This window comes from Bradyrhizobium sp. CCGUVB14 (assembly GCF_024199935.1).
Classification (GTDB): domain Bacteria; phylum Pseudomonadota; class Alphaproteobacteria; order Rhizobiales; family Xanthobacteraceae; genus Bradyrhizobium.
This window is the reverse complement of record NZ_JANADS010000001.1, coordinates 3,759,733-3,773,165: the sequence shown is the minus strand read 5'-3', so window position 1 is coordinate 3,773,165 and position 13,433 is coordinate 3,759,733. Positions and strand designations below refer to the sequence as shown.

At 64.3% G+C, this 13,433-nt stretch carries 14 protein-coding genes; 9 read left to right on the top strand and 5 right to left on the bottom strand.

Annotated elements, in window-relative coordinates:
• Positions 1-111 precede the first annotated feature (111 nt).
• Together NLM32_RS17420 and NLM32_RS17415 are read left to right on the top strand one after the other, a co-directional pair.
• The gene (locus NLM32_RS17420) at positions 112-540 is read left to right on the top strand and encodes a DUF5330 domain-containing protein (protein WP_254130160.1); all 429 of its coding nucleotides are present in this window, start codon (positions 112-114) and stop codon (positions 538-540) included.
• A 70-nt stretch (positions 541-610) separates the two neighbouring features.
• Positions 611-1,039 (top strand): SufE family protein, encoded by a 429-nt coding sequence (locus NLM32_RS17415; RefSeq protein WP_254130159.1) that lies wholly within the window; start codon positions 611-613, stop codon positions 1,037-1,039.
• 125 nt (positions 1,040-1,164) lie between these two features.
• Here the strand turns inward: NLM32_RS17415 and NLM32_RS17410 are convergent, their stop codons facing one another.
• Together NLM32_RS17410 and NLM32_RS17405 are read right to left on the bottom strand one after the other, a co-directional pair.
• Positions 1,165-1,581, bottom strand: a complete 417-nt coding sequence (locus NLM32_RS17410; protein WP_254130158.1) for a MucR family transcriptional regulator — start codon at positions 1,579-1,581, stop codon at positions 1,165-1,167.
• A 162-nt stretch (positions 1,582-1,743) separates the two neighbouring features.
• Positions 1,744-2,643: a DUF308 domain-containing protein gene (locus tag NLM32_RS17405; protein WP_254130157.1), complete on the bottom strand. Its 900-nt coding sequence runs from the start codon at positions 2,641-2,643 to the stop codon at positions 1,744-1,746.
• Between the two features lie 312 nt (positions 2,644-2,955).
• Here NLM32_RS17405 and NLM32_RS17400 point away from each other — a divergent pair, with 312 nt between their 5' ends.
• Together NLM32_RS17400 and NLM32_RS17395 are read left to right on the top strand one after the other, a co-directional pair.
• Positions 2,956-4,605, top strand: a complete 1,650-nt coding sequence (locus NLM32_RS17400) for a glycosyltransferase family 39 protein (protein WP_254130156.1) — start codon at positions 2,956-2,958, stop codon at positions 4,603-4,605.
• A gap of 157 nt (positions 4,606-4,762) precedes the next feature.
• On the top strand, positions 4,763-5,542 hold the full coding sequence (locus tag NLM32_RS17395; RefSeq protein WP_028153549.1) for a class II aldolase/adducin family protein: 780 nt from the start codon (positions 4,763-4,765) through the stop codon (positions 5,540-5,542).
• A gap of 220 nt (positions 5,543-5,762) precedes the next feature.
• Here NLM32_RS17395 and NLM32_RS17390 read toward each other — a convergent pair whose 3' ends face one another.
• From NLM32_RS17390 to NLM32_RS17380, 3 genes are all read right to left on the bottom strand, one after another.
• Positions 5,763-7,157, bottom strand: coding sequence for a M20/M25/M40 family metallo-hydrolase (locus NLM32_RS17390; protein WP_254130155.1), 1,395 nt, complete (start codon positions 7,155-7,157; stop codon positions 5,763-5,765).
• A 25-nt stretch (positions 7,158-7,182) separates the two neighbouring features.
• Positions 7,183-8,511: a glycosyltransferase 87 family protein gene (locus NLM32_RS17385; RefSeq protein WP_254130154.1), complete on the bottom strand. Its 1,329-nt coding sequence runs from the start codon at positions 8,509-8,511 to the stop codon at positions 7,183-7,185.
• 149 nt (positions 8,512-8,660) lie between these two features.
• Positions 8,661-10,283 (bottom strand): helicase HerA-like domain-containing protein, encoded by a 1,623-nt coding sequence (locus NLM32_RS17380; protein WP_254135335.1) that lies wholly within the window; start codon positions 10,281-10,283, stop codon positions 8,661-8,663.
• Between the two features lie 333 nt (positions 10,284-10,616).
• On the opposite strand from NLM32_RS17380, the gene NLM32_RS17375 reads away from it, so the two are divergent.
• The 5 genes from NLM32_RS17375 to folK all read left to right on the top strand — a co-directional run bounded on the left by NLM32_RS17375 (position 10,617) and on the right by folK (position 13,375).
• On the top strand, positions 10,617-10,982 hold the full coding sequence (locus tag NLM32_RS17375) for a DUF2267 domain-containing protein (protein ID WP_254130153.1): 366 nt from the start codon (positions 10,617-10,619) through the stop codon (positions 10,980-10,982).
• 24 nt (positions 10,983-11,006) lie between these two features.
• Positions 11,007-11,414: a DUF4332 domain-containing protein gene (locus tag NLM32_RS17370; protein ID WP_254130152.1), complete on the top strand. Its 408-nt coding sequence runs from the start codon at positions 11,007-11,009 to the stop codon at positions 11,412-11,414.
• A 242-nt stretch (positions 11,415-11,656) separates the two neighbouring features.
• Positions 11,657-12,517: a dihydropteroate synthase gene (folP, locus tag NLM32_RS17365; protein ID WP_254130151.1), complete on the top strand. Its 861-nt coding sequence runs from the start codon at positions 11,657-11,659 to the stop codon at positions 12,515-12,517.
• Positions 12,514-12,882, top strand: a complete 369-nt coding sequence (gene folB, locus NLM32_RS17360) for a dihydroneopterin aldolase (protein WP_097662915.1) — start codon at positions 12,514-12,516, stop codon at positions 12,880-12,882. Before folP ends, folB begins: the two co-directional genes overlap by 4 nt.
• Before the next feature lies 1 nt (position 12,883).
• Positions 12,884-13,375: a 2-amino-4-hydroxy-6-hydroxymethyldihydropteridine diphosphokinase gene (gene folK, locus NLM32_RS17355; RefSeq protein WP_254130150.1), complete on the top strand. Its 492-nt coding sequence runs from the start codon at positions 12,884-12,886 to the stop codon at positions 13,373-13,375.
• The last annotated feature ends 58 nt before the right edge of the window (positions 13,376-13,433 follow it).

Genomic DNA, 13,433 nt, shown 5'->3' with positions numbered 1-13,433 from the left:
AAATTTTCCGCGAATTAAGCGGAAGGCAATCACTTGCGATTTATCGAGAGTTGCTAGGTCCGACACCTCGCGGGGATCGCCGCGGCGGGATCTAACATACAGGTCGATTAGATGCGCTTTCTGCTCCGCATCACATTCTGGCTCGGGCTGGTGCTGGTGCTCCTGCCGCGGGACAAGACGCACGAATCGGACAAGCTGCCGCAGATCGGCGCTGCCGACGCGGTGCAGGCTGCGACCGCGGCCGTCTCCGACATGAGCCAGTTCTGCAAGCGCCAGCCGGCGGCCTGCGAGGTCGGCGGACAGGCCGCCACCATCATCGGCCAGCGAGCCCAGGACGGCGCGAAGAAGATCTACCAGATCATCAACGACAAAAAAGAGCAGATCGAGAAGAACGAAAAGACCGACAAGAAGGCGCCCGACCACACCGGCTCGATCACGGTCGCCGGTGAAGGCGATGCAGCCGCGACCGAAGCGCCGCGCGACACGCTGACCCAGGACGATCTCGCGCTGGAATGGCGCGGTCCGGAAGCCGCGAATTAGGCCCCAAATCCTATCGATTTCGACGTCCCGCGTGCCTATATTGGGAGAACGCGGGAACCACGGGCCATCAATGACGACGATTGACGAGATCAGGGACAATTTCGAGCTTCTGGACGACTGGGACGACCGTTACCGGTACGTCATCGAGCTCGGCCGCACCCTGGAACCGATGCCCGAGGCGGAGCACTCGGCCGAGAACAAGGTGAATGGCTGCGTCAGCCAGGTCTGGCTCCAGAAGCTGGTCGATCGCGGCAATGGCGCGCCGATCCTGAAGTATCGCGGCGACAGCGACGCGCATATTGTGCGCGGGCTGGTCGCGATCGTGCTCTCGCTCTATTCCGGCCGCACGCCGCAGGAGATCCTCGATACCGATGCGATTTCCGTGTTCAACGAGTTCGGCTTCCGCGACCATCTGACGCCGCAGCGCTCCAACGGCCTGCGTTCGATGGTCGAGCGGATCAAGACCGACGCGAAAGAGGCGCTCGCGGAAGCGTCGTAGCTCCGCATGATGAGCTGCCGTAGGGTGGGCAAAGCGAAGCGTGCCCACGTTCTGAGTGCGATTGATGAGAATTCGTGGGCACGGCGCTTTGCGCCTTTGCCCACCCTACGACACTAAGCGCTACGCTACTTCCCCTTCTTCCGCTGCTGCTGTCCCAGGCCCATCTTCTTCGCCAGCTGCGAACGCGCCACCGCGTAGTTCGGCGCGACCATGGGATAGTCGGCCGGCAGGCCCCATTTCTCGCGATATTGCTCGGGCGTCATGCTGTACTGCGTGCGCAGATGGCGCTTCAGCGACTTGAAGCGCTTGCCGTCTTCCAGGCACACCAGATAGTCGGGCGCGATCGACTTCTTCAGCGAGACTGCGGGCTTTGCCGGTTCGAGCGGCGCTTCGACGCGACCCGACGACACCCGCGTCAACGCACCGTGCACCTGGCTGATCAGGTTCGGAATCTCGGCGGCCGGCGTCGGGTTGTTGCTGACATAGGCCGAGACGATGTTCGCCGTCAGCTCGATGAAATTTTTGGCCCCGGCATCGGACATGGGCTCGACCTCTCTCCAATGACTCCGTCGCGACTGCATTGGCGGCGGTGAAGTATTCTCTGTCAACAATACGTTTGGCCGAAATAGGACGACTGGAAAATATGAACCGATTACTGATCTCGCGACAAAAACTGCGAGACTCTACTTGGATCCAGCGGGGCTTCAGCCGCCGCGCTGGTCGAGATGGGCGCGCAGTTCGTCGATCGAGGCAAAGCGCATCATGCCCTCCGGCATTTGCGCCTCGATCGAGCCGTCGGAATAAAGCGAATAGGCCATGCCGTCGACGATGCCGGATTTGAGCACCGTCACCTGCGACTGTTCGACCGGCGGCGGCTCGGGTGCAGGCGGAGGTGCGGCGGGCTGAGGCGCAGCAGGCTGAGGTGCAGCGGGCTCGAAGGTCGACGCCGGCCGCGGCGGCGGCGGGCGACGCGCCGCGGGTGGCTCCGGCGGCCGTGCACGGTCAGCCTTCGGCCAGGCATCGTCGAAGCTCGCGGGCGGAGCTTCTGATGCGGCCGGCTCCGCGGGCTCGGCATGTGGTTGCGGCGGCAGACCGTCCGCGGCCTTGGCCTCGGCACGCTCACGCTCCTTGCGCGAGCTCGAGGCGAACATCAGGTTGCGGCGACGTGGTGCCTCCGGAGCGGCGGGCGGGGGCGGAGGCGGCGCTTCCGGCTCGGCCGGTGCCTCGACCCGCGGTCGCTCGCGCACTGGCGCTTCGGCCTGCCAAGGCGGCGCAGCGGGCGATGGCTGCGGCTCGACGCGCGCCGGCGGCAGTTCCAGCGCAGACGCACCCGGTGCAGTGGGCGCAGCGAGGCCCGGCGGCAGCACCGGCCTCACGCGAACCTCCGACGCTGCAGCCGTTCCGGCCAGCCGGCGGGCAATGCCTTGCAGCTCCAGCAGCACGATGTAGAGGCCGACCAGTAACATTCCGGAGCAGACGCCGATCACGCCGCTCGTTATGAGCGTGCTGCCGAGGCTGAAATCCCTGATCGAATAGCCAAAAGCGATCGCAAGGAGGCCCGCCACCACGGCGAAAATCCCTGCAATCAACAAAGCCAAGCTCATCGAACACACCCCCGGCCGTGCACCCACGCACGACACCCGTTACGCCACGATACCGTCATACTGCGTTCCTCGCCAACGACCAATTGCCCGCACCGTTCCTAAAGGGAAGGATATCAGGGACTTATTCACATTCCCTTCAGCAACGGTCCGCTAGCTGTGATGTGCTCCGAGTTTCTGGAAATTGCTGCGTCGCATCAGGAATTTAGCCATAATGCCCAATTACTTGGTAATGGAACTGCGCTATAGGGATTCCGGGGAGCAGGCCCGCGCGCACCAGCAGGGCCAAGAGGGGATTCCGGGTCACCAATAGCCATGACATCCATCACGACTTCGGCGATCGACACGCCCCTCGGGCGCTCGGTTGAACGGACTTGCGACGATCTCGCCATGCTGGTGCTGGCTGCCGTCGCCGTCATCGCAGGCCTGACCTTCCGCGACTACGGGCTCGGCTGGGACGATTACACCCATGCCGAGTATGCCGACCTGCTGCTGCGCATGTACGGTTCCGGCTTCCGGGATACGTCCGCACTCTCCTTCGCCAACCTCTATATGTATGGCGGCGGCTTCGACATGGTCGCAGCCCTGCTGCACAAGATTCTCCCGCTCGAGCTGTTCGAGACGCGACGCCTGGTCGGCGCGATCGTCGGCGTGATCGGTCTTGCGGTCACCTGGCGGCTCGGCCGCCGCGTCGCCGGACCGCTGGCGGGCCTCGCCGCACTCTTGCTGCTGGCGCTCTGCCCGATCTTCTACGGCCACATGTTCATGAACCCGAAGGATGCGCCCTTCGCGGTGGCCATGATCATCCTGATGCTCGGCCTGGTCCGGCTCGCCGAGGAATATCCAAACCCTTCGCCGCGCACGATCCTGATCGTCGGCCTGGGTGCCGGCCTGTCGATCGGCTGCCGCATCCTCGGCGGCCTCGCGCTGGTCTACGCGATGGCCGGCTTCATGCCGTTGTTGCTGGAAGAGCTGCGCACCGAGGGCGCGCGCGAGGCGATCAGGCGTTTCGCCCATGTCGTCTACGTGCTGCTGCCTGGGCTGGCATTCGGCTATCTCGTGATGGGCCTGATCTGGCCGTGGTCGATCATGGAGCCCGGCAATCCCTTCGAGGCGCTGACCTATTTCTCGCATTTCTTCGAGAAGCCCTGGAAGGAGATGTTCGACGGCGCGATCGTGTCGGTTCCCGACATGCCCTGGTCGTATCTGCCGACGCTGTTCGCGCTGCAGCTGCCCGAAGTGATGCTGGTGTTCATGGCCGGCGCCGTGTTCAGCACCTTCGCGATGCTGACGCGTCGCGAGGTTCCGGCGCGCCGCAAGACCATCATGCTGATGCTGACCCTGGCGGCCACCCTGCCGCTCGCGATCGCGATGGTGAAGCGTCCGGCGCTCTACAACGGCATCCGCCATTTCGTGTTCGTGATCCCGCCGATGGCGGTGCTCGGAGGCGTCGCCTTCGCCTGGACCATGGAGCGCCTGCGCGCCAACCACCGCGCCTGGCAGCCGGCCGTGCTCGCCGTGTTCTGCTTCGGCCTCGCGCTGCCGCTCGCCGAGATGATCCGGCTGCATCCCTATCAATACACCCACTTCAACCACATCGCCGGCACGGTGCGCGCCGCCGACGACCGCTTCATGCTGGACTATTGGGGCCTCGCGCTGAAGCAGGCCTCCGACGAGCTGCGCGAGCAGCTGATCGAGCGCCAGGAAGTGCCGCCGCGCAATCGCAAATGGAAGGTCGCGGTGTGCGGTCCGCAGCGCCCGGCGCAGGTCGCGCTCGGCCCCGACTTCACCATCGGCTGGGATTCCAACGCGGCCGATTTCGCCATGACGCTCGGCGAATTCTACTGCAAAGGCCTGACCGCCCCGGTGCTGGTCGAGATCAAGCGCGACGACGTGGTGTTCGCCCGCGTCTACGACATCCGCGGCCGCAGCATTTCCAGCCTGCTGTCGATCCCGGCGCCGTAATATTCTTCTCCAAGCCTTGCTCTCCGCCTTCGCTCTTCGAGCTACGGCGGACAAGCATGCGGGCTACGCTTGGCTGCCGCGATTTGACCGCCTTGCTGCGGGCCTCACCCGCGACTAGGCTCTCTCCCCGCAACAACGAGGTTCGGAGAGATTTGCCATGTCACCAGCGGAAGCGCGCCTGAAGGAAGTACCGTCGAACATGACGGAGGCCGAGTGGCAGCAACGGGTCAATCTCGCCGCCTGCTATCGTCTCGTCTCGCTGTACGGCTGGGACGATCTGGTCGACACCCACATCTCCGCGCGCGTGCCCGGCCCCGACCACCACTTCCTGATCAATCCCTACGGGCTGATGTTCGACGAGATCACGGCCTCGAGCCTGGTCAAGGTCGATCTGCACGGCAACCAGCTCAGCGAGAGCGAATACAGCATCAACCCGGCCGGCTTCACCATCCATTCGGCGATCCACGAGGTGCGCGAGGACGCGATCTGCGTGCTGCATCTCCACACGCTGGACGGCACCGCGGTGTCGAGCAGCGCCGAAGGCCTGCTGCCGCTGAACCAGACCGCGCAGCTCGTCACCCATGACCTCGCCTATCACGACTATGAAGGCATCGCGCTCGATCACGACGAGCGGCCGCGGCTGCAGAAGGACCTCGGCGACCACAACCACATGCTCCTGCGCAACCACGGCACCCTGACCGTCGGCCGCTCGGTCGCTTCCGCCTTCGAGCGCATGTATCACCTCGAGCGCGCCTGCTCGATGCAGGTGCGCACGCGCGCGCTGGGCACGCCGGTCTATCCGGTCGAGGAGATCGCGATCGAGAAGAACACCGAGCTGCTCGCCAACCGCGACCGCGCCGAGCTGCGCGCGACGAACCTGGTGTGGCCGCCGCTGCTGCGCAAGCTCGACCGTGAGCTGCCGGGCTACCGGTCTTGAGATTCTGCGGATTTCGTGTAGGGTAACCGCCAACACCCTCTACACGTTTTGGAATGAAACGCCGCCCAATTCCGGGCGGCGTTTTTTTTGCAAGGTCTCGTTACGGAAACAGAGCCGTAGGGTGGGCAAAGCGAAGCGTGCCCACGTCTTCTTCTTTGGTCATCACTGAGAGGTGGTGGGCACGGCGCTTCGCGCCTTTGCCCACCCTACGGCACTGTGCCTACTTCACATCGGCCAGTGCGGCGAGGATCCGCGCCCAGGAGCGGATGCCCTTCTGGAAGCTGCGCAGATCGTACTTCTCGTTCGGCGAATGGATGTTGTCGTCGTCCAGGCCAAAGCCGACGAGCAGCGAATCCAGCCCGAGCGCGCGCTTGAAATCGGCGACGATCGGGATCGATGCGCCGGAGCCCATCAGCACGGTCTCCTTGCCCCATTCCTCAGTGAGCGCCTTCCTGGCCGCCGCAAGCGGCTTCATGTTCCAGTCGAGCGCCACGGCGGGTGCGGCGGAATGGTCGCCGAACTCGACCTTGCAGTCGCCGGGAATCCGAGCGGACACATAATCGCGGAAAGCCTTGCGGATCTTCTGGGGGTCCTGGCCCTGGACCAGCCGGAACGAGACTTTTGCCGAGGCATGCGACGGGATCACCGTCTTGGAGCCCTCGCCGATATAGCCGCCCCAGATGCCGTTGACGTCGCAGGTCGGACGCGTGGAGGCCTGTTCCACCATCAACCGGCCCTTCTCGCCGGCCGGGATCGACAGACCGACCGGCTTGAGAAACGAGTCCGGCGTGAAATTGAGTTTCTTCCACTGCTCCAGGATCTCAGGCGGCGTGTCCTTCACGCCGTCATAGAAGCCCGGAATGGTGATGTGGTTGTCGTCGTCGAACAGTCCGCCGAGGATTTTGGTCAGCACCCGGATCGGGTTCATCGCCGTGCCGCCGTACACGCCGGAATGCAGATCGCGGCTGGCGGCGGTGATCTTCACCTCTTCATAGAGCAGGCCACGCAGCGCCGTCGTGATCGCCGGCGTCTCCGGATCCCACATGCCGGTGTCGCAGACCAGCACGTAATCGGCTTTGAACTCGTCCTTGTTGGCTTCGACGAACGGCACGAAGTTCTTGGAGCCGACCTCCTCCTCGCCTTCGATCAGGAAGGTGATGTCGATCGGCAGCGAGCCCGTGACCTTCTTCCAGGCGCGGCAGGCTTCGACGAAGGTCATCACCTGACCCTTGTCGTCCTCGGCGCCGCGCGCGACGATGATCTTGCGGCCGTCGGCATGATCGACGACGGCCGGCTCAAACGGCGGACGGTGCCAGAGCTCGAGCGGATCGACCGGCTGCACGTCGTAATGGCCATAGAAGATCACATGCGGCCGTCCGCCCGCTTTGGCCTTGCCGACGACGGCGGGATGGCCGGCAGTCGGCCTCACCTCGGCCGCGACGCCGAGGCTCGCGATGTCCTTGGCCAGATGCTCGGCTGCCGCCTTGCAATCCCCAGCATAGGCCGGATCCGCGGAAATCGACTTGATCCGCAACAGCGAGAACAGCCGCTCGAGGCTGTTATCGAAGTCCTTGTCGATGTGGTCGAGCACGGATTGAAGCTGCGCATTGGCCATGGCCGGATGTCCCACTTTTCTAACCTCAGGATGGTTGTGGTTTTAACCCTGCCGCGGCCTCGGAGCTAGCCGCAACCGGCGGATGCCGGATGTGCCAGGCGAGCGTCACGGCGAGGACCGCCGTGGCGACGAGGTTGTTGCCCCAGGCCTGGATGGTGTTGGGGAACAGCGGCAGCGACAGCAGCATGAGGATGCCGGTAGCCAGAAGCGCGAGCCAGGTTCCCAGCCGCACATTCGGCCGCACGTCGAAAGCGGCCCGATGCATCAGCACCGTGAACGGCAGGAACAGCCACATGAAGTAATATTGTCGCGCCAACGGCGAGGCGACCGTCATCAGGCAGAACAGAATGCCGAGCTCCTCGGCATCCGAACGCGCCGTTCGCTGCGATTGCCGCGGCATGACCGCGACAAAGCCGAGCCCGAGCAACACCGACACTGCGAGCACGATCCAGTTCGCCGTCTTGTAGTCGACGTCGATGACATTCATCGTGCGCACCGGCTTGCTGGGGTCCTCCAGATTGTAGTTGATCGGGCGGACCAGCCGATGCGTCACCGCGATGATGGACTGGTTGACCCACGACCAGTTCTGCTCGTCGCGCTGGCCAAAACCCTTCTCCGAACTGGAGCCGACCATGCCCTGGTACCAGGTGTTGAGCTCGGCCGCGTTACGCTCGAAGCCACGGATCGGCGCCGGCACGACGTAGAGCAGCACGCCGATGAAGGCGATCACGCTGACGACGGCCGCCCACTGCCTCCGCCAAACCAGATAAGGCAGCACCGCGATCGGAAACACTTTGATGGCGGTGGCGAGTGCGAACATGAAGCCTGCCAACCAGGATCGTCGATGCTGGAGGCTCCAGAAGCCGTACAGCATCATCGCCAGCAGAACGAGGTTCGGCTGACCGAGATCGAACATGTCGAACACGAAGGTCACGGTGGCGAATGCCGGCAGCGCTTCGAGCCACGGGCCCGGCTTGCGGTCCGAGCCGGTCATGGCATTGGAGAGAACGCCCGTTGAAAACCACGCCACCACATTGAGGATCGACAGCACGACATAGAGCGGGATCTTGCCGAACCAGCTCGGGATCGCCAGCAGGATCGCCGGCAGCGGCGGATAGATGAACTCGAACTGGTCATGGATGTCGCTCGGATAGAGCGGGCCGCCATGCAGCACCTGCTGCCCGGCCCAGTACCACAGCGCGTAGTCCTTGGTCTTGCCGCGGCCGAAGATCTCCGGCCCGAGGACGTCCGCGGTCAGAATCAAGCAGCAGACCAGGAAGAGCAGGTCGAGCGGTGCGCGCAGTGAAAGAGATCGGAGCGCGCCGGGTTTGTCTGATGGATTCGAGAGAGTCACATTATGTCCCGTCGGAAACAAATAGCACGTAGCAGACCGATGGACGCTTGGAGAGTCCCCATCACCCGAATTTGTGCCTTGCAAAGACGCCGCTTCTCGCGCAACCGCAACGGCGTTGCGGACCGCTGGCCCGCAGCCGGGCATTCTGCCTACCTGCGCAGCAGCCCGCCGAGCGCGCCGCGGACGAGTGCGCGGCCGACCGAGCCGCCCAACTGGCCGCCGACCGATTTGCCGAGATCGGCCACGACGCCGCCGACCACCTTGTCGGTGACCGTGCGCGTGACGTCGCGCGCGATGCGCTGTCCCGTCGTCAGCCGGTTACGTCCGGTGTTGGTGCCGAAGATGGTACCGACGATCGAGCCGATCTGGCCGAGGATGCCGCCACCGCCTCCACCCGCCTGGCCATCGGCCGGCGCCGCGGTGCCGGCGATGCGCTTCTGGAGGATCTCATAGGCGGATTCGGAATCGATCGCGGTGTCGTATTTGCCCTTCACCGGGCTCGCATCCATGATCGCCTTGCGCTCCTCCGCCGTGATCGGCCCGATGCGGGCCGACGGCGGGCGGATCAGCACCCGCTCGACCATCGCCGGCGTGCCGTTGCCTTCGAGGAACGACACCAGCGCCTCGCCCTTGCCGAGCTCCATGATCACCTTGGCGGTGTCGAGCTTCGGGTTGGGCCGGAAGGTCTGGGCGGCTGCTGCGACCGCCTTCTGGTCGCGCGGAGTGAAGGCGCGCAACGCATGCTGCACGCGGTTGCCCATCTGCCCGAGCACGCGGTCGGGCACGTCGATCGGGTTTTGCGTGACGAAATAGACGCCGACGCCCTTGGAGCGGATCAGGCGGACCACCTGCTCGATCTTGTCCATCAACGCCTTCGGCGCGTCGTTGAACAACAGATGCGCCTCGTCGAAGAAGAACACCAGCTTGGGCTTCGGAAGGTCGCCGGCCTCGGGCAATTCCTCGAACAGCTCTGACAGCATCCACAGCAGGAATGTCGCGTAAAGCCGCGGGCTCTGCATCAGCTTGTCGGCGACCAGGATGTTGACCATGCCGCGGCCGTCGCGGTCGGTCTTCATGAAGTCCTTCAAGGTCAGCGCCGGCTCGCCGAAGAATTTTGTCGCGCCCTGGTTCTCCAGCACCAGCAGCTGGCGCTGGATGGTGCCGACGGTGGCCTTGGTGACGTTGCCAAAACCCTGGGCGGCCTTGCGGATCGGCGCGAGCGGATCCTCGTCCGCATCCGGCCCCTTCTTGCCGCTGTCGGGCACGATGGCATCCAGCAGCGCCCGCAGATCCTTCATGTCGATCAGCGCGAGACCGTTGTCGTCGGCGACGCGGAAGGCGACGTTGAGCACGCCCTCCTGCACGTCGTTGAGATCGAGCATGCGCGACAGCAGCAGCGGCCCCATCTCGGTGATGGTGGCCCGCACTGGATGGCCCTGCTCGCCGAACACGTCCCAAAACACCGTCGAGAACTGGTCGGGCTGGAACGTCAGCCCCATCTCGCTGGCACGCTTGACGATGAAGTCCTTTGCCTCCCCGACCTCGGAGATGCCGGAGAGGTCGCCCTTGATATCGGCGGCGAACACCGGAACACCGGCCCGCGCAAATCCTTCCGCCATGACCTGCAGCGTGACCGTCTTGCCCGTTCCGGTCGCGCCGGTGACGAGGCCATGGCGATTGGCGAGCGCCAGCGTCAGCCAGGCCTGCTCGTCTCCCTTGCCGACGAAGATTTTGTCGTCGGTATCGCCGAGCTTGTTGTCCTGCGCCGTCATCATTCTCTCTATCGTTAGTTTCGCGTATTGAAACTCGGGCCCGCCAGTTCCGTAGTTTAACGCATGTCGCGAGCCGATTGAAACCGTTCAAGACGGCGTTCACATGCGACATTGTCGGAGACACCGCGCGCGGCATGCGCCAAAAGTCGGAGTGATACATTCGCACCGCGGCAATTTTTCACGGATTCCTTCTCCGCTCTTGCATCGCTGCAACACTTTTTGCGTCTTCGGAACGTTGCGTGCGTTCATCGCTTGTATTTCACATCGCACCGGCTCAAGATCGTTTTTCGAAAATATTCTCCGGCATGTGAACCGGCTGAGGGGCAGGCCCATATGGACGAGCTGATCGGACAGCTGGCGGCAAACGCCAGCATAGATAGTGCTGTCGCTGAAAAGACCGTCGGCATTATCCTGGGTTTCCTCCGCAGCGAAGGTCCTCCCGACAGCGTGCAGGCTCTGATCGACCAAATCCCCGGTGCGGAAGGCGCGATCGAGGCGTCCAAGAGCGGCGGCGGACTGTCGCGGCTGATGGGCGGCGGCCTGATGGCCGTCGGCACGCGCCTGATGGGCCTTGGGCTTGGCATGTCCGACATCCAAACCATTGCGCGTGAACTTTTTCGTTTTGGTCGAGACAAAATCGGAGCGGATCAGATGGGCAAGATCATCGCGGGCACGCCGGGCCTTAGCCAATTCGCCTGAGCGACGCATTTCATATTGAGTATCATGACATATCCGATCTCAGAGATTGAGGGCCTGCCGGCCTTTGCCGCCAACAAATTGAAGGCGCAGGGGATCCGCACGACCGACGCGCTGCTGGAAGCCGCGAGCACGGCCAGGGGCCGCAAGGCACTCTCGGCCAAGACCGGCATCAGCGAGCAGTCGCTGCTGGAGTGGGCCAACGTCTCCGACTACATGCGCATTCCCGGCATGGGCCGGGCCAAGGTCGGTCTCGTCCGCGCCGCTGGCGTCACCACAGTGCGCGAGCTCGCTTATCGGAATCCGGCAAGATTGACGCAGAGCATGCGCGAGGCCAACGATCGCAGGAAGCTCGTCCGCATCCTTCCCTCCGAGAAGTCGGTCGGCGACATCATCGCCAAGGCCAGGAAACTGTCGCCGAAGATCACGTATTAGATTATTCCGTCGTCCCGGCGAAGGCCGGGACCCATACCGCGGAATTGATCGATCGTAGAAAGCCGAAGTACCGGATTACGAGTCGTCGCCAAACTTCTCCCTGGGATGATGGGTCCCGGCTTTCGCCGGGACGACAGCGGGGATGATGCGGGAGAGCGCCAAAACATCGGCGGCTCCCCGGCATGCAGGGGGCCCCCTCTCCCGGCTTGACTCCCCCTCCCCGACCGCGCAAAGCGACGCGCATGAACGCCTCGCCCTCCCCATCCGTCCCGCCGGCCGGCTCGGCCGGGCCAGATGCGCTGCGGACGCTGCTCGACCGGCCTCTGCCGGCGGTGATGGGCGTGCTCAACGTGACGCCGGATTCCTTTTCCGACGGCGGCGACTTCATCGCGCCGGACCAGGCGCTGGCACGGGCGCGGGCGATGATCGAGGCCGGTGTCGACATCATCGATATCGGCGCCGAATCCACCCGGCCCTACAAGGGCGCCCAGCCGGTGACCGCGGCGGACGAGTTGTCCCGGCTGAAGCCGGTGCTGTCTGACATCGTCGCGCTCGGCGTTCCCGTCTCGATCGACAGCATGAAGGCGGAAGTGGTGGCCTTCGCGCTCGACCGGGGCGCGGCCATCGCCAACGACGTCTGGGGGTTGCAGCGCGACGCCGATATGGCGCCGGTGGTCGCTGCCCACGGCGTCCCCGTCATCGTCATGCACAACCGCGACAGCGTCGATTCCGCCATCGACATCGTCGCGGATATGAAGGCGTTCTTCCTGCGCTCGCTGGATATCGCCGCGAAAGCCGGCATCGCACGCGACAGAATCGTGCTGGATCCCGGCATCGGCTTCGGCAAGACCGCCGAGCAGAGCATGATCGCGCTGGCGCGGCTGCACGAGCTCGACATGTTCGGCCTGCCGATCCTGGTAGGCGCCTCGCGCAAGCGTTTCATCGCCTCGGTGTCGCCGTCAGAGCCGAAAGAGCGGCTCGCCGGATCGATCGCCGCGCATCTGATCGCAGCCCGGAAGGGCGCGAAGATCATCCGGACCCATGACGTCGCCGAGACCCTGCAGGCCCTGAGGGTCGCCAACGCAATCGAGAGCAAGCAATGACCGATACGATCTTCGTGACCGGCCTGTCGATCCACGCGCGCCATGGCGTGATGGATCACGAAACCGAAGTCGGCCAGCGTTTCGTCATCGACCTCGAGCTCTACACCGACCTGTCGGAGCCTTCGCGCAGCGACCGCCTCTCCGATACCGTGTCCTATGCCGACGTGGTGGCGACCACGACGGCGGCGTTCAAGAATACCAATTACAAACTGCTGGAGCGCGCGGCCGGTGCGGTCGCCGACGCCATCCTGTCGCACTTCCCGCGCATCCGCGCCGTGAAGATCACAGTGCACAAGCCGCATGCGCCGATCGCCGCGATCTTCGACGATGTCGGCATCATGCTGACCCGCTCGCGGCACCCCTGACATGGCAAGCGTGCTGATCGCACTCGGCGGCAATGTCGGCGATGTCCGAGCGACATTCCGCAAGGCGATCGCCCATATCTGCGGCATGGCGCAAGCCGCGGTTATCGCGCGTTCGTCGGACTACACCACGCCGCCCTGGGGCGACGTGGACCAGGATCCCTTCATCAACGCCTGCGTCGAGATCGAGACCGACCTCGATCCGCACGCGCTATTGTTCGTCATGCAGAAAGTCGAGCAGAAATTCGGCCGCACGCGCGACAAGGATCGGCGCTGGGGCCCGCGCACGCTCGATCTCGACATGATTGCCTATGACGATGTGTCGTTTCAAAAGCCCGACCTGACCCTGCCGCATCCGCGGCTGTTCGAGCGCGCCTTCGTGCTGGTGCCGCTGGCCGAAATCGCGCCCGACCGCGTGATCTCGGGCATTCGTGTGCGTGACGGCCTCGCCAGCGTCTCGACGCAAGGCATTGAGCGGCTTTCGGATACCGGTTAACCAAAAACAACCGTTTGCAGGGAGGGCCGGCCGTGGCAATTTCGCCTGCGAATAACGA

Bases quoted from the DNA above. Each gene is read 5' to 3' on its own strand.
- NLM32_RS17420 (WP_254130160.1), top strand. From the start codon at position 112: ATGCGCTTTCTGCTCCGCATCACATTCTGGCTCGGGCTGGTGCTGGTG.
- NLM32_RS17415 (WP_254130159.1), top strand. From the start codon at position 611: ATGACGACGATTGACGAGATCAGGGACAATTTCGAGCTTCTGGACGAC.
- NLM32_RS17410 (WP_254130158.1), bottom strand. From the start codon at position 1,581: ATGTCCGATGCCGGGGCCAAAAATTTCATCGAGCTGACGGCGAACATC.
- NLM32_RS17405 (WP_254130157.1), bottom strand. From the start codon at position 2,643: ATGAGCTTGGCTTTGTTGATTGCAGGGATTTTCGCCGTGGTGGCGGGC.
- NLM32_RS17400 (WP_254130156.1), top strand. From the start codon at position 2,956: ATGACATCCATCACGACTTCGGCGATCGACACGCCCCTCGGGCGCTCG.
- NLM32_RS17395 (WP_028153549.1), top strand. From the start codon at position 4,763: ATGTCACCAGCGGAAGCGCGCCTGAAGGAAGTACCGTCGAACATGACG.
- NLM32_RS17390 (WP_254130155.1), bottom strand. From the start codon at position 7,157: ATGGCCAATGCGCAGCTTCAATCCGTGCTCGACCACATCGACAAGGAC.
- NLM32_RS17380 (WP_254135335.1), bottom strand. From the start codon at position 10,283: ATGACGGCGCAGGACAACAAGCTCGGCGATACCGACGACAAAATCTTC.
- NLM32_RS17375 (WP_254130153.1), top strand. From the start codon at position 10,617: ATGGACGAGCTGATCGGACAGCTGGCGGCAAACGCCAGCATAGATAGT.
- NLM32_RS17370 (WP_254130152.1), top strand. From the start codon at position 11,007: ATGACATATCCGATCTCAGAGATTGAGGGCCTGCCGGCCTTTGCCGCC.
- folP (WP_254130151.1), top strand. From the start codon at position 11,657: ATGAACGCCTCGCCCTCCCCATCCGTCCCGCCGGCCGGCTCGGCCGGG.
- folB (WP_097662915.1), top strand. From the start codon at position 12,514: ATGACCGATACGATCTTCGTGACCGGCCTGTCGATCCACGCGCGCCAT.
- folK (WP_254130150.1), top strand. From the start codon at position 12,884: ATGGCAAGCGTGCTGATCGCACTCGGCGGCAATGTCGGCGATGTCCGA.